Annotated in this window: 11 protein-coding genes and 5 pseudogenes; 7 read left to right on the forward strand and 9 right to left on the reverse strand. The window is 66.6% G+C overall.

All coding sequences use genetic code 11. From position 1 onward, the window contains the following. Window positions 1–18: 18 nt before the first annotated feature. A complete protein-coding gene (lysA, locus tag T428_RS0122745; protein WP_025738262.1) occupies window positions 19–1,422 on the reverse strand; it encodes a diaminopimelate decarboxylase in 1,404 nt (467 codons plus the stop codon). A 107-nt stretch (window positions 1,423–1,529) separates the two neighbouring features. Here lysA and mfd point away from each other — a divergent pair, with 107 nt between their 5' ends. The 7 genes and pseudogenes from mfd to T428_RS0122790 all read left to right on the forward strand — a co-directional run bounded on the left by mfd (window position 1,530) and on the right by T428_RS0122790 (window position 10,794). After that, window positions 1,530–5,195, forward strand: coding sequence for a transcription-repair coupling factor (gene mfd, locus T428_RS0122750; protein ID WP_025738263.1), 3,666 nt, complete (start codon window positions 1,530–1,532; stop codon window positions 5,193–5,195). Continuing rightward, a pseudogene (locus T428_RS30405) lies at window positions 5,192–6,275 on the forward strand (nucleoside triphosphate pyrophosphohydrolase). The gene mfd and the pseudogene T428_RS30405 overlap by 4 nt, the downstream one beginning before the upstream one ends. 270 nt (window positions 6,276–6,545) lie before the next feature. Beyond that, window positions 6,546–7,277 carry a lytic transglycosylase domain-containing protein gene (locus T428_RS0122770; RefSeq protein ID WP_025738266.1) on the forward strand — a complete coding sequence of 244 codons (732 nt, stop codon included), beginning with the start codon at window positions 6,546–6,548 and terminating at the stop codon, window positions 7,275–7,277. An 89-nt stretch (window positions 7,278–7,366) separates the two neighbouring features. Beyond that, window positions 7,367–8,656, forward strand: a complete 1,290-nt coding sequence (gene eno, locus T428_RS0122775) for a phosphopyruvate hydratase (protein WP_025738267.1) — start codon at window positions 7,367–7,369, stop codon at window positions 8,654–8,656. Between the two features lie 35 nt (window positions 8,657–8,691). After that, entirely contained in the window at window positions 8,692–9,375 is a 684-nt protein-coding gene (locus tag T428_RS0122780) for an FtsB family cell division protein (RefSeq protein WP_025738268.1), read from the forward strand. Then, the gene (locus T428_RS0122785; RefSeq protein WP_025738269.1) at window positions 9,368–9,859 is read left to right on the forward strand and encodes a DUF501 domain-containing protein; all 492 of its coding nucleotides are present in this window, start codon (window positions 9,368–9,370) and stop codon (window positions 9,857–9,859) included. The genes T428_RS0122780 and T428_RS0122785 overlap by 8 nt, the downstream gene beginning before the upstream one ends. Next, a complete protein-coding gene (locus T428_RS0122790) occupies window positions 9,850–10,794 on the forward strand; it encodes a Ppx/GppA phosphatase family protein (RefSeq protein WP_025738270.1) in 945 nt (314 codons plus the stop codon). The genes T428_RS0122785 and T428_RS0122790 overlap by 10 nt, the downstream gene beginning before the upstream one ends. A 130-nt stretch (window positions 10,795–10,924) precedes the next feature. Here T428_RS0122790 and T428_RS0122795 read toward each other — a convergent pair whose 3' ends face one another. From T428_RS0122795 to T428_RS0122840, 8 genes and pseudogenes are all read right to left on the reverse strand, one after another. Next, window positions 10,925–11,605, reverse strand: a complete 681-nt coding sequence (locus tag T428_RS0122795) for a response regulator (RefSeq protein ID WP_025738271.1) — start codon at window positions 11,603–11,605, stop codon at window positions 10,925–10,927. After that, on the reverse strand, window positions 11,602–14,181 hold the full coding sequence (locus T428_RS0122800) for a sensor histidine kinase (RefSeq protein ID WP_025738272.1): 2,580 nt from the start codon (window positions 14,179–14,181) through the stop codon (window positions 11,602–11,604). Before T428_RS0122800 ends, T428_RS0122795 begins: the two co-directional genes overlap by 4 nt. A 12-nt stretch (window positions 14,182–14,193) precedes the next feature. Further along, window positions 14,194–15,117, reverse strand: a pseudogene (locus T428_RS30410) (potassium-transporting ATPase subunit C). 1 nt (window position 15,118) lies between these two features. Continuing rightward, entirely contained in the window at window positions 15,119–17,263 is a 2,145-nt protein-coding gene (gene kdpB, locus T428_RS0122810) for a potassium-transporting ATPase subunit KdpB (RefSeq protein ID WP_025738273.1), read from the reverse strand. Further along, window positions 17,263–18,922, reverse strand: a pseudogene (kdpA, locus tag T428_RS30415) (potassium-transporting ATPase subunit KdpA). The gene kdpB and the pseudogene kdpA overlap by 1 nt, the downstream one beginning before the upstream one ends. Window positions 18,923–19,390: 468 nt before the next feature. Further along, window positions 19,391–20,911 (reverse strand): annotated as a pseudogene (locus tag T428_RS30425) (sensor histidine kinase). Then, window positions 20,908–21,673: pseudogene (locus T428_RS30430) on the reverse strand (response regulator transcription factor). The pseudogenes T428_RS30425 and T428_RS30430 overlap by 4 nt, the downstream one beginning before the upstream one ends. Before the next feature lie 229 nt (window positions 21,674–21,902). Next, complete coding sequence (locus T428_RS0122840) at window positions 21,903–22,187, reverse strand: WXG100 family type VII secretion target (RefSeq protein ID WP_025737064.1); 285 nt, start codon at window positions 22,185–22,187, stop codon at window positions 21,903–21,905. Window positions 22,188–22,241 lie beyond the last annotated feature (54 nt).

Genomic DNA, 22,241 nt, shown 5'->3' on the forward strand with positions numbered 1-22,241 from the left:
CACGCTGCGATTTCCGGCTCACTTTTTCGCGCTGTGTTTACGCTCGACGCTCACAGCCCCGCGGGGCCGAATTCGACCGCAGTCGCGTGACATCAGGTCGGCGACCGGCTCGCGGCGCACCAGCTGGCGGACCCGTCCGTCCTTGACGGCCACGACGGGCGGCCGGCACACCATGTTGTAGTTCGACGCCATGCTGTGGTGATACGAGCCGGTACAGGCCACGGCCAGCAGATCGCCGGGGTGCAGGTCCGCGGGCAGCTCGACATCCCGGGCGATCTCGTCGCCGGCCTCGCAATGCCGGCCGGCGACCGTGACCTTCTGCTTGAGCGCCACCGAATGGCGGTTGGCCAGCGCGACCGTGTACTGGGCGCCGTACAGCGACACCCGTGGGTTGTCGCTCATGCCGCCGTCGACCGCGACGAAGGTACGCCCACACGGCTGCGTCTTGACCGAGCACACCCGATACAGCGTGACGCCGGCCCGGCCGCTGATCGCCCGACCCGGTTCCACCACGAGGGTGGGCCGCGGGAAGTGCTCGGCGGCGCAGGCCTCGTCCACCGCGTCTTCGATGACGACGGCCAGGTCGTCGATGTCGAGTTCCCGATCGCCCGCAATGTAGGGGATCGCATGGCCGCCGCCGAGGTTCAGCTCGGTGAGGATGACGCCGTGCCGGGCGCGGATGTCGGCCATCGCGGCAATCATCCGGTGGATGGTCTCGCCGTACAGCGCGGGGTCGATGACCTGCGAGCCGATGTGGCAGTGCAGCCCGACCAGGTTGAGGATCGGGTGCGCCAGCACCCGCATCACCGCGTCGGCGGCGTGGTCCTGCGCGAGGGTGAAGCCGAATTTCTGGTCGGTGATGCCGGTGGTGACCGCGCGGTGCCCGTGGATGTCGATGTCCGGGGTCACCCGGATCAGCACCGGCTGGCTCTTGCGTGCGCAGCCCGCAAGGTAGGCGATCTCGATGTTGGAATCCAGCACGACGCGCCCGACGCCGGCGTGTGCCGCCCGGTGCAACTCGTCGGGTAATTTCGCGTTGCCGTGCATGATGATCCGGGCCGGGTCCACACCGCCGGCCAACGCGACGGCCAGCTCACCGGCCGAGCAGACGTCGACGCCCAGTCTTTCCTCGCGGGCCCACCGCGCCACGGCCATGGTCAGCAGAGACTTTGCGGCGTAGACGATCTCGACACCTTGAGAGCCGCGCAGCACCTTGCGGTAGCGGCGGGCGCGGAGGCGGAAGTCTGTTTCGTCGATCACATAGGTGGGGGTGTGGAACTCGTCGGCGATGTCCGACAGCGGGACGCCACCGACGCAGAGCCGGCCGCCCTCGTCGGAATGCGTAGTGACAGGCCCAGATCGCGGATCCAGCCGTCGGGGCGCCGCCCGACCAATGGAGGGCAGCATGTCGAGCAATGTCATGCCTTCAAAGTGCGCCCGGCCGGCGCGCGATGGCGTGATCCTTACGATCCCTTGACGGCCCCAGGGGCAATATTGACGAACTTCGGCGCACCTAGAATGGGTGCATCATGACCGCACCGGGGCCTGCTCGCCCAGAAACCCCGATCGCGGGGCTCATCGAATTAGCGCTGACGGCGCCCACTTTCCAGCAGCTGGCCACGGATGCGGCCGCCGCGCCGGCCGACCTGCACCTGGTCGGCCCGGCCAGCTCGCGCCTGTTCGTGGCCAGCGCGCTGGCCCGGCGGGGCCCGTTGCTGGTGGTCACCGCCACCGGGCGCGAAGCCGACGACCTGGGTGCCGAACTGCGTGGCGTATTCGGCGATGCCGTCGCGGTTTTCCCGTCCTGGGAAACGCTGCCGCACGAACGTCTTTCGCCGGGCGTCGACACGGTCGGTACCCGGATGATGGTGCTGCGCCGGCTGGCATTCCCCGCCGACGCCCGGTTGGGTCCGCCGCTTCAGGTGGTGGTGACCGCCGCGCGTTCGCTGCTGCAGCCGATGACGCCGCGGCTGGGTCTGGTGGAGCCGCTCACGTTGAGCGTCGGCGCGGAAGTCGAATTCGAGGCCGTGATCACCCGGCTGGTCGAGCTGGCCTACACCCGGGTCGACATGGTCGGCCGGCGCGGCGAATTCGCCGTCCGCGGTGGCATTCTCGACGTCTTCGCGCCCACCGCCGAGCACCCGGTGCGCATCGAGTTCTGGGGCGACGAGGTCAGCGAGATGCGGATGTTCGCCGTCGCCGACCAGCGGTCCATCCCGGACCTCGAGGTCGACACCCTCGTCGCGGTCGCCTGCCGGGAGCTGCTGCTGACCGACGACGTGCGGGCGCGGGCCGCCGAGCTGGCCGCGCGTCATCCGGCGGGCGAGAACGCGGTCACCGGCAGCGTCTCGGACATGCTGGCCAAGTTGGCCGAGGGCATCCCGGTCGACGGGATGGAGGCGCTGCAATCCGTGTTGCATCCCGCGGAGAACGGGGCTCACGCGCTGCTGACCGATCAGCTGGCCGACGACACCCCGGTGCTGCTGTGCGACCCGGAGAAGGTGCGCAGCCGGGCCGCCGACCTAATCAAGACCGGCCGCGAATTCTTCGAGGCGTCCTGGTCGGTCGCGGCGCTGGGCAGCGACGCGCCGGTCGACGTCGAGGAGGTGGGCGGGTCGGGCTTCGCCGAGCTGGACGACGTGGCGGCCGCGGCGGCCCAGGCCGGTCACCCGTGGTGGACGCTGAGTCAGCTGTCCGACGAGGCGGCCGTCGAGCTCGAGGTGCGGGCGGTGCCGTCGGCGCGCGGCCATCAGCACGACATCGAGAGCATCTCCGCGATGCTGCGGGCACACGTCTCCACCGGCGGTTACGCCGTGGTCGTCGCTACCGGAACCGGTACCGCCCATCGCGTGGTGGAGCGGCTGGCCGAGTCCGACACGCCCGCCACGATGCTGGATTCCGGCGCAGCGCCGAAGGCCGGGGTCGTCGGGGTGCTCAAGGGGCCGCTGCACGACGGCATCGTGATCCCGGGCGCGAACCTGGTGGTGATCACCGAGATCGACCTGACCGGCAACCGCGCCACCTCGCCGGAAGGCAAGCGGCTGGCGGCCAAGCGCCGCAACACCGTCGACCCGCTGGCGCTGACCGCCGGCGACCTGGTGGTGCACGACCAGCACGGCATCGGGCGGTTCGTGGAGATGGTCGAGCGCACCGTCGGCGGCGCCCGGCGCGAATATCTGGTGCTGGAATACGCCTCGAGCAAGCGCGGGCAGGCGGCCGACAAGCTGTATGTCCCGATGGACTCGCTGGACCAGCTCTCCAGATATGTCGGCGGGCAGGCGTCGGCGCTGTCCAAGCTCGGCGGCAGCGACTGGGCCAACACCAAGACCAAGGCCCGCCGCGCGGTGCGCGAGATCGCCGGTGAGCTGGTGTCGCTGTACGCCAAGCGGCAGGCCAGCCCCGGCCACGCGTTCGCGCCGGACACCCCGTGGCAAGCCGAAATGGAGGACGCGTTCGGCTTCACCGAGACCGTCGACCAGCTCACCGCCATCACCGAGGTCAAGGCCGACATGGAAAAGTCGATCCCGATGGACCGGGTGATCTGCGGCGACGTCGGCTACGGCAAGACCGAGATCGCGGTGCGGGCGGCGTTCAAGGCGGTGCAGGACGGCAAACAGGTCGCGGTGCTGGTGCCCACCACGCTGCTGGCCGACCAGCACCTGCAGACGTTCAGCGACCGGATGGCCGGGTTCCCGGTGACCGTCAAGGGGCTGTCCCGCTTCACCGACGCGGCCGAGTCCCGCGCCGTGATCGACGGCCTGGCCGACGGGTCGGTCGACGTCGTGATCGGCACGCACCGGCTGCTGCAGACCGGGGTCCGGTGGAAGGACCTGGGCCTGGTCGTGGTCGACGAGGAGCAGCGCTTCGGCGTCGAGCACAAGGAGCACATCAAGAGCCTGCGCACCCACGTCGACGTGCTGACGATGAGCGCCACCCCGATCCCGCGCACCCTGGAGATGAGCCTGGCCGGGATCCGCGAGATGTCTACGATCCTCACCCCACCCGAGGAGCGCTACCCGGTGCTCACCTACGTCGGCCCGCACGACGACAAACAGGTGGCGGCCGCATTGCGGCGCGAGTTGCTGCGCGACGGGCAGGCCTTCTACGTGCACAACCGGGTCAGCTCCATCGACTCGGCCGCCGCGCGGCTGCGCGAGCTGGTGCCGGAGGCACGCGTCGTCGTTGCGCACGGCCAGATGCCCGAGGAACTGCTGGAACGTACCGTGCAGGGGTTCTGGAACCGCGAATACGACATCTTGGTGTGCACCACGATCATCGAGACGGGCCTGGACATCTCCAACGCGAACACGCTGATCGTGGAACGCTCCGACACGTTCGGGCTGGCGCAGCTGCACCAGCTGCGGGGGCGGGTGGGTCGTAGCCGCGAGCGCGGCTACGCCTACTTCCTCTATCCGGCGCACACGCCGCTGACCGAGACGGCCTACGACCGGCTGGCGACCATCGCCCAGAACAACGAGCTCGGCGCCGGCATGGCGGTCGCGCTGAAGGACCTGGAGATCCGCGGCGCCGGCAACGTGCTGGGTGTCGAGCAGTCCGGGCACGTCGCCGGCGTCGGATTCGACTTGTACGTGCGGCTGGTCGGCGAGGCCGTGGAAGCGTATCGGGCTGCTGCCGACGGCCAGACGGTCACCACCCCGGAGGAGCCCAAGGACGTGCGCATCGACCTGCCGGTCGACGCCCACCTGCCGCCGGATTACATCGCCAGCGACCGGCTCCGGCTGGAGGCCTATCGGCGCCTGGCCGCCGCGGCCGACGACGCCGCGGTCGACGCCGTCATCGAGGAGCTCGTCGACCGGTACGGGGCACTGCCCGAACCCGCCGAGCGACTCGTGGCCGTGGCGCGGCTGCGGTTGCTGTGCCGCGCCTCGGGCATCACCGAGGTGTCGGCCCCATCTGCGGCGACGGTGCGGCTGTCGCCGGTAACGCTGCTAGATTCGGCGCAGTTGCGGCTCAAGCGGATGCATCCGGCCGCCAGCTACCGCGCCACGACGTCCACGGTGCAGGTGCCGATTCCGCGCGCCGGCGGTGTGGGCGCGCCGCGGCTTCGCGATGTCGAGTTGGTGCAGATGGTGGCCAACTTGGTGACGGCCCTGCAGGGCAAACCGCAGCAGGAAATTGGTATAACGAGTGCGTCACCTGCACCGATGACAAGGGAGGAGCGACAAGCGCGATGATTGTCGTCTTGTTCGACCCCCGCCGTCCATCGCTGGTGCGACTCCAGGCGATCGAGCACCTGACCGGCGAGATCCAGTACACCGAGGAGATGCCCGTCGCGGTGCCCTGGTCGCTGCCGTCCGCGCGGCCGGTGGACACCGGGGACCCCGAGTCCCCAGCAGCGCCGGTGTTGCTGTCGTCGGATCCCGACCACCCCGCGGTGACCGCCCGGTTAGCCGCCGGAGCCCGGTTGATCTCGGCGCCGGACACGCCGCGCGGCGAACGTCTCGTCGACGCCGTCGCGATGATGGACAAACTGCGTACCGCCGGGCCGTGGGAGAGCGAGCAAACCCACGACTCGCTGCGCCGGTTCCTGCTCGAGGAGACCTACGAGCTGCTGGACGCCGTCCGCAGTGGCAACGCCGAGGCGCTGTGTGAAGAACTCGGCGACGTCCTGCTGCAGGTGCTCTTCCACGCCCGCATCGCCGAGGAGGCGCCACAGTCCCCGTTCGACATCGACGACGTCGCCACCACGCTGATGCGTAAGCTGGGTAATCGAGTGCCGGGAGCGCTTGCGGGACAATCGATTTCACTAGAGGAGCAGCTGGCTCAGTGGGAAGAGCGTAAGGCCGCCGAGAAACCCCGCAATTCGGTGATGGACGACGTCCATACCGGTCAACCGGCGCTGGCGCTGGCGCAGAAGGTGATTGCGCGCGCACGCGGCCGGGATGCCTGCCGACCTGATGCCCGCCGAGATCACCTCGATCACGGTGTCATCCGACGTCGACGCGGAAAGCTTCCTGCGCACAGCCGTTTTGGAGTTCGTGGACACGGTCCGCGCGGTGGAGAGATCGATCGCCGCGACTCGACGCGGGGACAGCGTGCCCGAAGAGCTCGACGTGGTTCCGCTGGGCGAGGTCAGCGAGGAGGAGTGGCGCGCGCACTGGCCGTCCGACGTGGCCGTGGACATCGAGCCCGACGAATCCGACGAAGCCGACGAGTCCGACGATTCCGACGACGACGAGCCCGACGACGGTGCGACCGGCGAGGAGTCCGAGAAGTCGGGCAAAGGCGCCAAGCGGGACCGAGACCGCGGCTGACGCGGGGTTGCGATCGGATTGGCAAGTTTTCCGGTCAGTGACCGCCGCGATATTTGCCGTTTTACGTGGTCGCGACAGATAATGTCGCTTGTGAGTTGGTGAATCCCGGTGGTCGGCATTCTTCGAACTTTGCTAGCCACGGTAAGTGGTAGCTAAGCGAGAAATGATCTGAAACGGGGTCCGCGGGCTCAACGCGACCGACCTCGGCGAAAGGTCATGGGACGATATTCAGTGAGCGACGTTGGTGTAGGGGAAGTTAAGGGGAACGCGGTGTCGGCGAGGCGTTGGTTGCGGGCGGCCGCCGTGATCGGCGCGACCGCGATGCTGCTGGCGTCCAGCTGTACCTGGCAGCTCAGCCTTTTCATCCCCGCCGGCGTGCCGCCTCCGTTCGGCGATCCCGTGCCGCCGGTGAACACCCATGCCAGCGGTCGGCCCGCGGACCAGTTGCGGGCGTGGGCGTTGCCCCGCGCCGCGGCGTTGGAGATCCCGGTCATCGCATTGGAGGCCTACGCGTACGCGGCCCGGGTCGCCGAGGTGGAAAACCCGAAGTGCCATATCGCCTGGACCACGCTGGCAGGCATCGGGCAGGTCGAGAGCCACCACGGCACTTATCGGGGCGCGACGCTGTCGCCGAATGGGGATGTGAGCCCGCCCATCCGGGGCGTGCAGCTCGACGGCAGCGGCGGCAACTTGCGCATTGTCGACAGCGCCGAAGACACCACGGACAGCCAGCCCGCGATAGCCCGGGCGATGGGGCCCATGCAGTTCATTCCGGAGACGTGGCGATTGTACGGGGTCGACGCCCACAACGACGGCCGTCTGAGCCCGGACAACATCGATGACGCGGCACTGGCGGCGGCGGGCTACTTGTGTTGGCGCGGAAAGGATCTCGCGACGGCCCGGGGATGGGTCACCGCGCTGCGGGCCTACAACAACTCCGGCGTGTACGCGCGAGCGGTCCGCGACTGGGCTACCGCCTATGCGGCGGGTCACCCGCTGTAGAAGGATGAATTGCCGACCCAGGCTTTAGGCTGAAGGCCGGCCCGGGGCAGGCATCAGCTACTAGGCAAGTCCGAGCAAGGAGGAACCCAGTGCCGATTATCGAGCAGGTCGGGGCCCGCGAGATCCTCGATTCCCGCGGTAACCCGACCGTCGAGGTCGAGATAGCCCTGATCGACGGAACGTTTGCCCGCGCGGCGGTGCCCTCCGGCGCGTCGACCGGGGAGCACGAGGCCGTCGAGCTGCGCGACGGCGGCGAGCGCTACGGCGGCAAGGGCGTCGAGAAGGCCGTGCAGGCCGTGCTCGACGAGATCGGCCCGACCGTGATCGGACTCAATGCCGACGACCAGCGATTGGTCGACCAGGCGCTGGTGGACCTGGATGGCACTCCGGACAAGTCCCGGCTGGGCGCCAACGCGATCCTGGGTGTGTCGCTGGCCGTCGCCAAGGCGGCCGCCGATTCCGCCGAACTGCCGCTGTTCCGCTACCTCGGCGGGCCGAACGCGCACATCCTGCCGGTGCCGATGATGAACATCCTAAACGGGGGTGCGCACGCCGACACCGGCGTCGACGTCCAGGAGTTCATCGTCGCGCCCATCGGCGCGCCGAGCTTCAAGGAAGCGCTGCGCTGGGGCGCCGAGGTGTATCACTCGCTGAAGTCGGTGCTGAAGAAGCAGGGCCTGAGCACCGGGTTGGGCGACGAGGGCGGTTTCGCGCCCGACGTCGCGGGCACCAAGGCGGCGCTCGACCTGATCCTGTCGGCGATCGAAGCGACGGGCTTCAAGACGGGGTCCGACGTGGCGTTGGCACTCGATGTGGCCGCGACCGAATTCTTCACCGACGGAAAGGGTTACAGCTTCGAGAAGGAGACCCGCAGCGCCGAGCAGATGTCCGAGTTCTACGCCGGCCTGCTGGACACCTACCCACTGGTCTCCATCGAGGATCCGCTTTCCGAGGACGACTGGGAGGGTTGGGTGGCGCTGACGACGACCATCGGTGACCGCATCCAGCTGGTCGGCGATGACCTGTTCGTGACCAACCCCGAACGCCTCGAAGAAGGCATCGAACGCGGCGCCGGCAACGCGCTGCTGGTCAAGGTGAACCAAATCGGCACGCTGACCGAGACACTCGACGCCGTCGCCCTGGCACACCACAGCGGGTACCGCACGATGATGAGCCATCGCAGCGGCGAGACCGAGGACACCACGATCGCCGACCTGGCGGTTGCCGTCGGCAGCGGACAGATCAAGACCGGGGCACCCGCCCGCAGTGAGCGGGTCGCCAAATACAACCAGCTGCTGCGCATCGAGGAAGCCCTCGGCGACGCGGCCCGCTACGCCGGCGATCTCGCCTTCCCGCGCTACGCATTGGATGTGAAATAGCTTGACAGTCAACGGAAGAAGCGGCTAGGCGTCCGATGCCCGACGCAAAACGGCCCGATCCGAAGCGCCGTTCCCCGGCACCGCGTCCGGGGAAGGCCGGTGATTCAGCCCGGCGGAATCGGGCCGCCAAACCGTCGTCGAAGCCGTCGTCGCGCACCTCGAAACTCGCGCAGAACGCCGCCGCTGCCAAGTCGACGGCCGAGCACATCGTCGAGCCGATCAAGCGCCAGATCGCCGAGTCCGTCGAGCAACGTTCCGAGCAGCCGCTGGGTTTCACCGCCCGGCGGGCGGCGGTGCTGGCCGTGGTGGTGTGCGTGCTGACGTTGACGATCGCAGGCCCGGTGCGCACGTATTTCGCGCAGCGCACCGAGATGGCTCAGCTGACGGCCAGTGAGGCCGCGCTGCGTCGTCAGATCGCCGAGCTCGAGCAGAAGAAGGTCAAGCTCGCCGACCCGGCCTACATCGCGGTGCAGGCCCGCGAGCGTCTCGGGTTCGTGATGCCGGGCGATACGCCGTTCCAGGTCCAGCTCCCGGCGTCCGCGGCGGCGTCCCCGCAGCCGGGCGCCGAAGCGGCGAAGCCGTCGAGCAACGCGCCGTGGTACTCGTCGCTGTGGCACACCATCGCCGACGCCCCGCACCTGCCACCGGCCGGCGCGCCGGCCGGGCCCGGCCAGCCCGCGCCGCCGGAATCACCGAAGCCCGCGGCTCCCGGTGGTTGAGCGTGCCGACCTGGAAGCGGTGGCACGCCAGCTCGGTCGCGAGCCCCGCGGTGTGCTGGAGATCGCCTACCGATGCCCTAACGGCGAGCCCGGCGTGGTGAAGACCGCGCCGAAACTTCCTGACGGGACTCCGTTTCCGACGTTGTACTATCTGACGCATCCGGCGCTGACCGCGGCCGCGAGCAGACTGGAGACGACGAGACTGATGCGGGAGATGGCCGAGCGGCTGGCCACCGACGCCGAATTGGCCGCCGCCTATCGGCGGGCGCACGAGTCGTATCTGGCCGAGCGCGACGCGATCGAGCCGCTCGGAACCACGTTCTCCGGTGGCGGCATGCCGGACCGGGTCAAATGCCTGCACGTGCTGATCGCACATGCGCTGGCCAAGGGGCCCGGGGTCAATCCGTTCGGCGACGAGGCGTTGGCGCTGCTTGCCGCCGACCCCGCCATGGCTTCGATCCTGGATGGTGAGGTGTGGCGCTGAGAGCCGCCGGTGTCGACTGCGGCACCAACTCGATTCGGTTGCTGATCGCCGACGTTGACGACGGGAAGCTGCGCGACGTGCACCGCGAGACGCGGATCGTGCGGTTGGGCCAGGGCGTCGACGCCACCGGTCAGTTCGCGCCGGAGGCGATCGAGCGGACCCGGGTCGCGCTGGTCGAATATGCGGATCTGATGAAAGCCCATCGCGTGCAGCGGGTTCGGATGGGCGCCACCTCCGCGGCCCGCGATGTGAGCAACCGGGCCGACTTCTTTGCGATGACGGCCGAGGTGCTGGGCGCCGTGTTGCCCGACGCGGTCGCCGACGTGATCACCGGAGCCGAAGAGGCCGAGCTGTCGTTTCGCGGTGCGGTAGGCGAATTAGACAGCGCCCGTGGGCCGTTCGTCGTCGTCGACCTGGGCGGCGGCTCGACCGAGATCGTGCTGGGCGCCGACGAGGTGGTGGCGAGCTACTCGGCCGACATCGGCTGCGTGCGGTTGACCGAACGTTATTTGCACTCCGACCCGCCGACGGGTGCGGAGGTGGAAGCGGCGCGGCAATTCGTGCGAGAACGACTCGATCCCGCATTGCGGGCCGTGCCCGTCGAGCAGGCCAGGACCTGGGTGGGGCTGGCCGGCACGATGACCACGCTGTCGGCGCTGGCGCACAACATGACGACGTATGACGCTGCGACCATTCATCTTTCGCGCGTGGGCGGCGAGGACCTGATGTCGGTGTGCCAGCGGCTGATCGGCATGACCCGATCCCAACGCGCGGCGCTGCCGCCGATGCACGAGGGCCGCGCCGACGTGATCGCCGGCGGCGCGATCGTGGTACAGGAGCTGGCACGCGAGTTGCGCGCCCGCGCGGGCATCGACGAGCTGACCGTCAGCGAACACGACATCCTCGACGGCATCGTGCTTTCGATCATGCCCTAGCGCCCGCTCTGCGTCCTTGACGGTTTCGACTGTGCACCGGTGGTTTTCGGTGTGCGGTCGCGGCGGGCCGGCCCGGCGTGTCGCCGCCGCACGTGCACAACGAAAGCCGTAAGCGCACACCCACATGCGCTCAGGCCTCGAAGCGGTAGCCCATGCCCGATTCGGTCAGCAGGTGTTTGGGATGCGAAGGGTCGTCTTCGAGTTTGCGTCTCAGCTGTGCCAGATACACACGCAGGTAATGGGTTTCGGTGGCATACGCCGGACCCCAGACCTCTTTGAGTAATTCCTCGCGGCCGACCAGCTTGCCGCGATTACGCACCAGCACCTCGAGCATGCCCCATTCGGTCGGGGTGAGGTGTACCTCGGCGCCGTTCTTGGTGACCTTCTTGGCGGCCAGGTCGACGGTGAATGCGTCGGTCTCGACCACCGGCTCGTCCAGTTCCGAAGCCGCGGCATTGCGGCGCACCGCGGCACGCAACCGAGCCAGAAATTCGTCCATCCCAAACGGTTTGGTGACGTAGTCGTCGGCACCGGCGTCCAGCGCCTCGACCTTGTCGGAGGAATCGGTGCGCGCGGACAACACGATCACCGGCGCCGTCAGCCACCCGCGAAGCCCGGCGAGCACCTCGATACCCGAGGTATCGGGCAGGCCGAGGTCGAGGATCACCACGTCGGGTCGGTGTTCGGCCGCGGCGCGCAGGGCGCCGGCGCCGGTCGCCGCGGTGACGACCTCGTAGCCGCGCACCGACAGGTTGATGCGCAGCGCACGCAGGATGTGCGGCTCGTCGTCGATCACCAAGACCCGGGTCATCGGATACCAATCGGTTGCGGCGGTGCCGCCAATTCTACGACGACGGTGAGACCGCCCCCAGGAGTGTCGCCGGCCGAGATGCTGCCCCCCAAGGCTTCCACGAAGCCGCGGGCCACCGACATGCCCAGTCCCACGCCGGTGGTGTTGTCGTGATCGCCGAGCCGCTGGAACGCCTCGAAGATCTGATCTTCGGTGCCGTGCGGGATTCCGGGGCCTTCGTCGATCACGTTGATCAGCACCCGATCGCCCACTCGCCCCGCGTTGACCCGAACCACGCAGTTGGGTGCGTAGCGCAGCGCGTTGTCGATCAGGTTGGCCAGCACGCGTTCCAGTAGTCCGGCGTCGGCCATCGCGACGGCGTCACCGACGTCGACCTTGACCCGGTCGATCGCGGATCGGTAGAAGCCGGTGGCGCCCTTGCCGATACTGACCAGTGCGCGTTGCACGGTCTCCTCGAGATAGACCGTGCGCAAATCGGGGCGGACCACGCCCGCTGCCAAACGCGAAGAATCGAGGAGGTTTCCGACCAAGGCAGTCAGCTGGTCGATCGACTCTTCGATGGTGGCCAACAGTTCAGCGGTGTCCGCGGGTGAGAACGCGACATCTTCGGCGCGAAGACTTGACACCGCAACCTTGGCCGCCGCCAGCGGTGTGCGCAGGTCATGGCTGACCGCCGAGAGCAGCGAGCGCCGTAGCTCGTCGGCGCGCACGATGGCCTCGGTGCGGCTGGCCTCCTTGGCCAGCTCGCCCTGACGGATCAGGCCGGCGGCCTGCTTGGCCACCGCGGTCAGCACCCGGCGATCGCGGGCCGACAGCTTCCGTCCCGCCATCAGCATCCAGAACTCGTCGTCACCGACCTCGATCGCGGTGTCCGCGGAATCGACTGTCACACAAGGATCTTTGCCCACGCAGGCGACAATGTGGGCCTTGTGTCCGGCGACGCGGTCTTTCTCGCTGGGTTCGCGCAGCATGCTGACCGCCCGCTGGGAGTAGGTCTCACGGACCCGTTCGAGCAGCGTTTCGAGGTCGGCGCCGCGCAACACCGATCCGGCGAACAACGTCAGCAGTTCGGCTTCTTGAGCCGCCAGCCGGGCTTCGCGCGCGCGTTTGGCGGCGAAGTCGACCAGCACCGCGACCGCGACCGCGATCAGCAAAAGCACCAGTTCGGTGACGGCGCTGTTGGGTTCGGCAATCGTGAAGCTGTGCCGCGGAGCGATCAGGTAATAGTTCAGCAGCAGCCCGGACAACACCGCCGAAAGAGCCGCCGGGGCAACACCTCCCAGCAAGCCCACCACCAGTACCCCGACGAAGAACAGCGCGCTCTCACCGCCGGTGTCGAGGTACAGGTCCAGCATTGTCACCGTGACGGCGCAGATGATCGACGGGATGAGGATGGCCGCCAGCCATGACGAGACTCGCCGCTCACGGGGCGCTGGCGAGGTGATGTGAAAGCCGCGTTTGGATTCCTCGTTCGTGACAATGTGCACGTCGATCTTGCCGGAGCGCTGGACAATGGTCGATCCGATTCCCTCGTCGAAAGCCCGCGCAAACCGAGACCGCCGCGACGTGCCGATCACCAGCTGGGTGGCGTTCATCTCACGGGCGAAATCCAGTAGAGCCGTGGGTACATCGTCACCCACGACGGTGTGTACCGAGGCCTCCACGCTGCTCGCCAGTTCCCGGACCTTGCCCATTCGGAGCTCCGAAATGCCGGCCAGCCCGTCGCCCCGAATGACGTGCACCACCATCAGTTCCGCGCTGGACTTCGATGCGATCCGGGATGCCCGACGCACCAGCGTTTCCGATTCCGGCCCGCCGGTGACCGCCACCACGACCCGCTCCCGAGCCTCCCATATGTCGGTGATTTTGTTCTCTGCCCGGTACTTGGCCAGCGCGGTGTCCACTTGATCGGCCAGCCATAACAACGCCAATTCTCTTAGTGCAGTGAGGTTTCCGCGACGGAAATAGTTGGACAGCGCCGCGTCGATTCGTTCCGGTGCGTAGACATTGCCATGAGACAGTCTGCGCCGCAACGCTTCCGGCGTGATGTCGATGAGCTCGACCTGCGACGCCTCCCGCACGATGGAGTCCGGAATCGTCTCTTGCTGCGCGATACCGGTGATCTGTGCGACGATGTCGTTGAGGCTCTCCAGGTGCTGAATGTTGACCGTGGAGATCACCGTGATACCGGCATCGAGGAGCTCCTCGACGTCCTGCCAACGTTTGTGATTCTTGCTGCCCGGCGTATTGGTGTGGGCCAACTCGTCAACGAGGACCACCTGCGGACGCCTGGCCAACACGGCCGGCACGTCGAGTTCGGGGAAAGTGCCGCCGCGGTATTCGATCAATCGCGGCGGGATGATCTCGATGCCCTCGAGCAGCTCAGCCGTTTTCCGCCGGCCATGCGTCTCCACCACGGCGGCCACCAGATCGGTGCCGCGCTCCAAGCGCCGGTGCGCCTCGCCGAGCATCGCGTACGTCTTACCGACGCCCGGCGCCGCACCCAGGTAAATGCGCAGCTCCCCACGCTTGGGAGGGTGGTCTTTGAGGGAGACGTCGCTCACGTCAACCATCATCCACCTGAGTCGCTAGCTCGTGACCGGGAACCGCTGGTCGAGTTCTAGGTTCAATTGCAAGACATTGACCGTGGGCTCGCCGAAAAATCCCAGCGCGCGACCGTCGACGTAGCGGGCCAGCACCGAGCGGATCTGATCCGGGCTGACGTGGCGGGCCTTGGCCACCCGCACGATCTGAATAGTGGCGTAGGCCGGGGAGATATCGGGGTCCAGGCCGCTGCCGCTGGCGGTCACCGCATCCGCAGGAACCGCCGGGTTGCCGGGTGCGCTGCCGCGAACCGGCACGATCTGGCCAATCGAGTAGTCCTCGCCGAACTTCGCACACTCGACGTGCATTCTCTCGTAAAGGGTCAGAAATGGCGTCTGCGTCGTCTGGCAGGGCTCGTTGACACTGACCACCCGGGTGGGGTGCACGACGTTTCCGCGATTGTCGCGGGGACCGATCACCGAGAGCACCGCGCCCACACCGCCGCCGGTGCAGAACGGACGCGAACCGTCCACCCCCTTCAGCTGTCCCACAGCGGCGCTGCGCGTGCATACCTGCGTCAGCAGGCTCGGCTTGAAGCCAGCGTCCGAGGCGGACTTTCCGGTCGCCAATTACGCCGGATCGGCCGGTGTGTCGACGATGCTTTTCGGCCCGAGGTTGCTCGCGCTCGTCGATGTCGGGTCGTACCCGCTACCGGCCGCCGAGGGGCGGCTCTGGAAGTATTGCTTAAGTGGGTTCCCGTCTTTGTCGGTGAACAACTGACCGATCAGCCGGCTGCCGATCGGCTTGCCATTGGCGGAAAGAATCGATCCTTCGGCTTTGTCATGCAAGCCCGGGATCTGCGCCACCAGCCAGATGAAAATTGGGTAGGCCAGTCCGGTGATGACGGTCAGTACCAGCAGGGCGCGGAACGCCGCCCAGTGCACGCGGACGAAATTCGAAAACTTCATGTCAGGACATCCCGGGGACGAATTGGATAAACAGGTCGATCAGCTTGATCCCGACGAAGGGGGCGATGATTCCGCCGATCCCGTAGATATAGAGGTTGCGGCTCAACAGTTTTGACGCACTGCTCGGCGTGTAGCGCACACCGCGCAGCGACAACGGGATCAGTGCCACGATGACGACGGCGTTGAAGATCACCGCGGACAGGATCGCCGACTGCGGGCTGTGCAACCGCATCACGTTGATAAGATCCAGCCCGGGGAACAGTGCGACGAACATGGCCGGAATGATCGCGAAGTATTTCGCGATGTCGTTGGCGATGGAAAAGGTGGTCAGCGCTCCCCGGGTGATCAGCAACTGCTTACCGATCTCGATGATCTCGATGAGCTTGGTGGGGTCGGAGTCGAGATCGACCATGTTGCCGGCCTCTTTGGCGGCCGAGGTTCCGGTGTTCATCGCCACGCCCACGTCGGCCTGGGCCAGAGCCGGTGCGTCATTGGTGCCGTCACCGGTCATCGCGACCAGCTTGCCGCCCGCTTGCTCGCGTTTGATCAGGTCGAGCTTGTCCTCCGGCGTGGCCTCGGCAAGGAAGTCGTCTACCCCCGCCTCGTCGGCAATTGCCCGGGCGGTCAACGGGTTATCGCCGGTGATCATCACCGTCCGGATGCCCATCTTCCGCATCTCGTCGAAGCGCTCACGCATGCCTTGCTTTACGACCTCCTTGAGGTGGATGACGCCGAGCGCGGCCGCACCGTCGCGTACCTCGCCGACGACCAGTGGGGTACCGCCGCTGGCGGAGATGCCGTCGACGATTTCGCCGAGTTGGTGCGATACCTTGCCGCCTTGGCCGCTCACCCATTCGGCAACTGAGTTGGCCGCTCCTTTGCGTAGCAGGTGGCCGTCCAGGTTGACGCCGGACATCCTTGTCGTAGCGGAGAATTCGACCCATTGAGCGTGTGCGAGCTCGCCCGGTGTACGCGCACGCAGGCCGAAGTGTTGTTTGGCGAACACGACGACCGAGCGGCCTTCCGGTGTTTCGTCGGCCAGGCTGGACAGCTGCGCGGCATCTGCCAGTTGCTCATTGGTGACACCGTCGAGGGGGATGAAGGCGGCGGCCTGCCGGTTGCCCAGGGTGATGGTGCCGGTCTTGTCCAGCAGCAGCGTGTTCACGTCGCCGGCGGCTTCCACCGCGCTTTCCGACATCGCCAGCACATTGCGCTGCACGAGCCGGTCCATGCCGGCAATGCCGATCACGGACAGCAGCGCGCCGATCGTCGTCGGGATCAGGCAGACCAGCAGCGCCACCATCACGATCCCGGTGACACCGTTTGTGTTGAGCGCCTGGGTGTTTGGCACGCCGGGGTTGTTCATCTTGGAATAGATCGCGAGTGGCTGCAGGGTGGCGACCGCAAAGACGAAGATTATCGTCAACGCGGCCAGCAGGATGTTCAGCGCGATCTCGTTGGGGGTCTTCTGCCGGTTGGCGCCCTCGACGAGTGCGATCATCCGGTCGATGAAGCTTTCCCCGGGTTTTTGGGTGATCCGCACGACGATCCGGTCGCTGAGCACCGTGGTGCCGCCGGTGACCGCAGATCGGTCACCACCGGACTCGCGGATCACGGGCGCCGACTCACCGGTGATCGCCGATTCATCCACGGACGCAATGCTTTCCACGACATCACCGTCACCGGGTATTACCTGCCCGGCCTCGACCACCACGATGTCGCCCTGCTGCAGCAGCGGCACGGCCACTTCTTCCTCAACGGGGGTGGCTCCGGGTGCCCAGTCCTTTAGCCGCCAGGCCATCGTGGAGGTTTTGGCTTTGCGCAGGGTTTCGGCCTGTGCCTTGCCACGGCCTTCGGCCACCGCCTCGGCGAGGTTCGCGAACAACACTGTCAGCCAGAGCCAGACCACGGTCAGCCACGCGAACCAGGCCGGGCTGACGATCGCCAGCACGGTGCTCCACGTGGCACCGATTTCGACGATGAACATCACCGGGTTGCGCCACAGCGTGCGTGGGTCGAGTTTGCGCACCGCATCCGGCGTCGACTTCCACAGCATCTTCGGGTCGAGCAAACCTCCCTGTACCCGCTTGGTATTGGCGTGGGGTGCGGACTGCGTCGGCGCAGCCGAATCAACGGTCGCGGTCATCAGTGAATTCCTTCAGCGAGCGGCCCGAGCGCGAGCATGGGCAGGAATGTAAGGCCAACGAGAATCAACGTGACGCCGGCGACCATTCCGACGAACTGCGGCCGGTGGGTGGGCAGGGTGCCCACCGATTCCGGTGTGGTGCCCTGCTTGGCCAGCGACCCGGCCAAGGCGAGCACCAGCACGATGGGCAGGAATCGGCCGACCACCATCGCCAGGCCGAGGGCGGTGTTGTACCAGTCGGTGTTGACGCTGATTCCGGCGAATGCCGATCCGTTGTTGTTGGCGGCAGAAGTGAACGCGTACAAGACTTCTGACAGCCCATGCGGCCCGGTGTTCAGCATTCCGGCGCGTTCGCCCGGCAGCGCCATCGCGACCGCGGTGCCGGTCAGCACGATCAGCGGCGTGACGAGGAAATAGCTTGCCGCCAGCTTGATTTCGCGCGGGTTGATCTTCTTGCCGAGGTATTCCGGCGTCCGTCCGACCATCAGTCCCGCCACGAAAACGGTGATCACTGCCAGGATCAGCATGCCGTACAGGCCGGAGCCGGTGCCACCGGGCGCGACCTCACCGAGCTGCATGTTGAACATCGTGATCATCCCACCCGAGGCTGGTGTAGGAGTCGTGGAACGAGTCGACGGCACCGGTGGACGTCAGCGTGGTCGCGTCGGCGAAGACCGCCGAGTCGACGATGCCGAACCGTTGCTCGACACCTTCGGTCGCCGCGCCGGTCGCGGTCGGCACCGTGCCGTGATGCTGTAGCTGGAACCACAACATGAACATCACGCTGATCAGGGCCAGCGACGCCATCACCGACGCGATCGCGTAGCCCTGCTTCTTGCTGCCCACCATTCGACCGAACGTGCGCGGCATCGAAAAGCTGATCACCAGTAGCAGGAAAATCTCCAGCCAGTTCGTCCACGAATTCGGGTTCTCGAAGGGGTGCGCGGAGTTGGCGTTGTAGAAGCCGCCACCGTTGGTGCCGAGCTCCTTGATGGCCTCTTGGCTGGCCACCGGCCCGCCGGTAATGGTTTGCGGGGTACCGGCAAGTGTGTTGACTACCTGGTCGTGGAGGTGGAAGTTTTGGATCGCTCCTCCAGCGACCAGCACGATGGCGCCGATGACCGCGATCGGCAGGAGGATGCGTAGCGTGCCGCGCACCAGGTCGACCCAGAAGTTTCCCAGATCGCCGGTGCGCCGGCGGGCGAACCCGCGTACCAGCGCAACCGCCACCGACATGCCGACGGCGGCCGAGACGAAGTTCTGCACCGCCAACCCGGCCATCTGCACCAGGTGGCCTTGCGTCGATTCGCCCGAGTAGGCCTGCCAGTTGGTGTTGGTGGTGAAGCTGACGGCGGTGTTCCAGGCCAGCGCCGGCGTCATCTTGGTGGCCGGGTCGTGCAGGTGTAACGGCAACGAACCCTGCACGAGCTGGAAGACGTACAAAAAGAGGATGCTGATCGCAGAGAACGCCAAAACGCTTCGGGCATAGGCGCCCCACGTCTGCTCCGACCGCGAATCGGCACCGATCAGCCGGTAGAGCACGCGCTCGACGGCGGAATCCTTTTCCGACGAATACACCCGGTACATGTAGTCACCCAATGGCACATGCACCGCGACGAGAACGATGAGGAAAATGATTCCCGCGGATGTCGTGCTCACTAGAACCTCTCCGGGAACAGTAGGGCGCACCCGAGAAACAGGGCGAGAACGATGGAAAGCACTAAACCGACGATGTTTTCGTAGCTCATAGCCGCTCGACCAACTTCTGCACCAGGCCCAGCACGGCGAACACCGCCACCGTGAGCACGATGAATACCAGCACGCCCATCTTGTCTCCGTTCCGCGCCGAACGCGTGCATACGAAAGAACCTCATCGAGTCAGCCACAACGCAGTCCTCGGAGGCAAGGTCAGTTTGAACGTAAGTGGGGCCAGCCGGAAAGGGCCTTTGGTTGACGCTTTTCTAACGGCGCGGGAATGCACCTTTACGTTTCTTTTACGCCCCTTTGTTCGAGCATCACCGCTGCCCACGAGCGTGTGCTGACTGCCGATATTGGCCACGAATCCTCGATGCCGGACAACGCGCAAACACACAGGCGCACACCGACGCTCGGGATCCCGACTACGTGTTACCGGGCGCCCGGCCCGTCGATCATCGGCAGTCGGACCCGGAAGACCGTTCGGCCCTTGGTGGATTCGGCTCTGACCGAGCCGTGATGGGCCTTGACGATCGAGCTGACGATGGCCAGGCCCAGTCCGATGCCCGTCCCGTCGGACCGGGAGGTGTTCGCCCGCACGAATCGCTCGAACAGCCGCGGGAGCAGCTCGGCGTCGATGCCGGGACCGTCATCGGCCACGGTCAGCTCCGCGTGCGGTGCGTCGGGATCGCTGCGGTGGCAGGTGATCGCGGTGGTGACCGTGACGCCGGGGGGGGGGGGGGGGCGTGTGCAGGCGGGCATTGCTGTGCAAGTTGCTCACGGCTTGATGCAGCCGGGCATGGTCCCCGCGGACCCAGACCGGTTCCTCGGGCAGATCTTTGAGCCAACGGTGCGAGGGCGCCGCGGCCGCGGCATCGTTGACCGCGTTGATGACCAATTCGGCCAGGTCGACGTCTTCGTTCTGCAGATCCTCACCTTCGCCCAGGCGCGAGAGCAGCAACAGCTCCTCGACGAGCAAGACCATTCGCCGCGCCTCGGACTCGATGCGTGCCAGTGTGTACTCGGTGGTCGGCGGTAGCGCCGAACTGTCCTGACGGGTCAGCTCGGCGTAGCCCTGAATCGCCGCCAGTGGTGTCCTCAGCTCGTGGCTGGCGTCGGTCAGGAATTGCCGCATGCGCATGTCGGAAGCGACGCGATGCGCCAGCGCGCTATCGACGTTGTCCAGCAACCGATTCAGCGTGTGGCCGACGATCCCGACCTCGTTGTCGGGGTCGGTGTCTTCCTGGCGTACCCGGACGCTGATCCGGTGGTCGTCGCCGGTCAGTGGCATAACGGCGACCTCCGCGGCGGTCGCGGCGACGCGGCGCAGCGGGCGAAGTGTGTAGCCGACCACCCAGACCGTGAGCCCGGCGGTGATCGCCAGCGCGGCCGCGATCAGCAGGCTGGTGGTAATGTATTTGCGGGCCATGATCTGGTCGGCCAGCTTCACCGACATCCCGACGATCAGCAGGTCGGATCCTTCGCGTCGGCTGTCGACGCGGTAGGCGCCCAGGCTGCCCAGCTGTACGGTGTGCGCGGTGGCGCGTCGGTCCAGGACAGCAATTCGATCGCGTGAATGACGTCCGGCGGGGCGGGTTTTGGTTGGTCCTCGGAGAACACTGCGGAACCGATGACGGTGCCGTTGTGCACCACGGCGATCAGGTTGCCCGGTGTTTGTCCGGTGAATTCCAGCATCGCCTGGTCCACCGGTGGGGTGCGGCGGTGCGCCGAGGTGTGCTCGCCGTTGCGATATCGGGTGTAGGAGTTGCCCAACGCATCCAGGGATTCGGCGACATCGGCATCGCTGATCGCGGTGACGTAGCCACGCAGGCTGAGCACCGAGACCACGCCCACGGACACCAAAACCACTGTGACAACGCCTAATACGCCGATCAGCAATTGACGGCGCAGCGAGCGGGGCAACCAGGAAGGGGTGTTACGCCGGCCCGTCATTCCGGCGGCCGCAGCATGTATCCGACATCTCGCACGGTGTGGATCATTGGCTCCCGGCCCGAGTCGATCTTCTTTCGCAGATACGAGATGTAGAGGTCGACAATGCTGGTGCGCCCGGCGAAGTCGTAGTTCCAGACCCGGTCCAGGATTTCGGTGCGACTCAGTGCACGACGCGGGTTGCGCATCAGGAAACGCAGCAATTCGAACTCGGTCGACGACAACGATATCGGCGTGCCGTCGCGGGTGACCTCGCGGCTGGCGGTGTCCAGCCGCGAGGTCACCGACTTTGAGCGCTTCGGCGGCCGGCGGTGACAGCTGGCTGGACCGGCGCAGCAGCCCGCGAAGGCGTGCCACCAATTCCTCGAGGCTGAACGGCTTGGTCATGTAGTCGTCGGCGCCGGCGGTGAGCCCGGTGACCCGGTCCATCACCGAATCGCGGGCGGTCAAAAACAGGGTGGGGGTGTAGACGTCCGATTTGCGGATCCGCTGCAGAATGCGCAGGCCATCCATGTCGGGAAGCATGATGTCGAGAACGAGCACGTCCGGTGTCACCCGGTCGAACTTGGCCAGCGCCTCGCGTCCGTTGTGGGCGATCTCCACCACCCAGCCCTCGTAGTGCAGGGCCATCTTGACCAGGTTGGTCAGTGCCGGCTCGTCGTCCACCAGCAAGACCCGGATCGGTGAGCCGTCCGCACGATAGATTCTGGGCAGCTGTCCCAGGATGGCTTGACGCGGGCGCTGGCTACCCGCGTATCCCGACATTGCGGCGGTCATGTTCTGGAAATTCTCGCAAAGCGCATATGCGCTTGTCACGGAGTTCATAGACTTCTCAAATCTTACGAACTCCGGAATCCGGTGCCGCGCGGATAGGATCACGGGCGCTGTTGTGCCCCAACGATTTTTATAAGGGAGCGTAGCGCGAAGCCACTTGCCGCACAAACAACCGGGCCGCACACCGGATTTGGTGTGCGGCCCGGTTGAAACGAGGGTGTCAGGCCCAGCTGGACCCGACGGCGCTGTCGGTGCTGGCCATGTTGTTGCCCGCGGCCTGCACCTTCTGGCCGTGCTGGTTGGCCTGCTCGTAGATCACCTGGAAGTTGCGACCCAACTGGGTGATGAACTCCTGGCAGGCAACCGAACCGGCGCCGCCCCAGAAGTCACCGGCAGCCAGCACATCGCGCACGATGGACTGGTGCTCGGCCTCCAACGAAGCGGCCTGCGCACGGATCAACGCACCGTGCGCGTCGACGTCTCCGAACTGGTAATTGATCGACATTGTCTATGTCCTTCTGAGTTGAAAGTTTTGGAAACCAGTGGTTTTCGCGGTTAG

This window comes from Mycobacterium genavense ATCC 51234 (genome assembly GCF_000526915.1).
Lineage (GTDB): Bacteria > Actinomycetota > Actinomycetes > Mycobacteriales > Mycobacteriaceae > Mycobacterium > Mycobacterium genavense.

Excerpts from the sequence above, each read along its gene's own strand:
- lysA (WP_025738262.1), bottom strand. The coding sequence starts at position 1,422 with ATGACATTGCTCGACATGCTGCCCTCCATTGGTCGGGCGGCGCCCCGA.
- mfd (WP_025738263.1), top strand. The coding sequence starts at position 1,530 with ATGACCGCACCGGGGCCTGCTCGCCCAGAAACCCCGATCGCGGGGCTC.
- T428_RS0122780 (WP_025738268.1), top strand. The coding sequence starts at position 8,692 with ATGCCCGACGCAAAACGGCCCGATCCGAAGCGCCGTTCCCCGGCACCG.
- T428_RS0122795 (WP_025738271.1), bottom strand. The coding sequence starts at position 11,605 with ATGACCCGGGTCTTGGTGATCGACGACGAGCCGCACATCCTGCGTGCG.
- T428_RS0122800 (WP_025738272.1), bottom strand. The coding sequence starts at position 14,181 with ATGATGGTTGACGTGAGCGACGTCTCCCTCAAAGACCACCCTCCCAAG.
- kdpB (WP_025738273.1), bottom strand. The coding sequence starts at position 17,263 with ATGACCGCGACCGTTGATTCGGCTGCGCCGACGCAGTCCGCACCCCAC.
- T428_RS0122840 (WP_025737064.1), bottom strand. The coding sequence starts at position 22,187 with ATGTCGATCAATTACCAGTTCGGAGACGTCGACGCGCACGGTGCGTTG.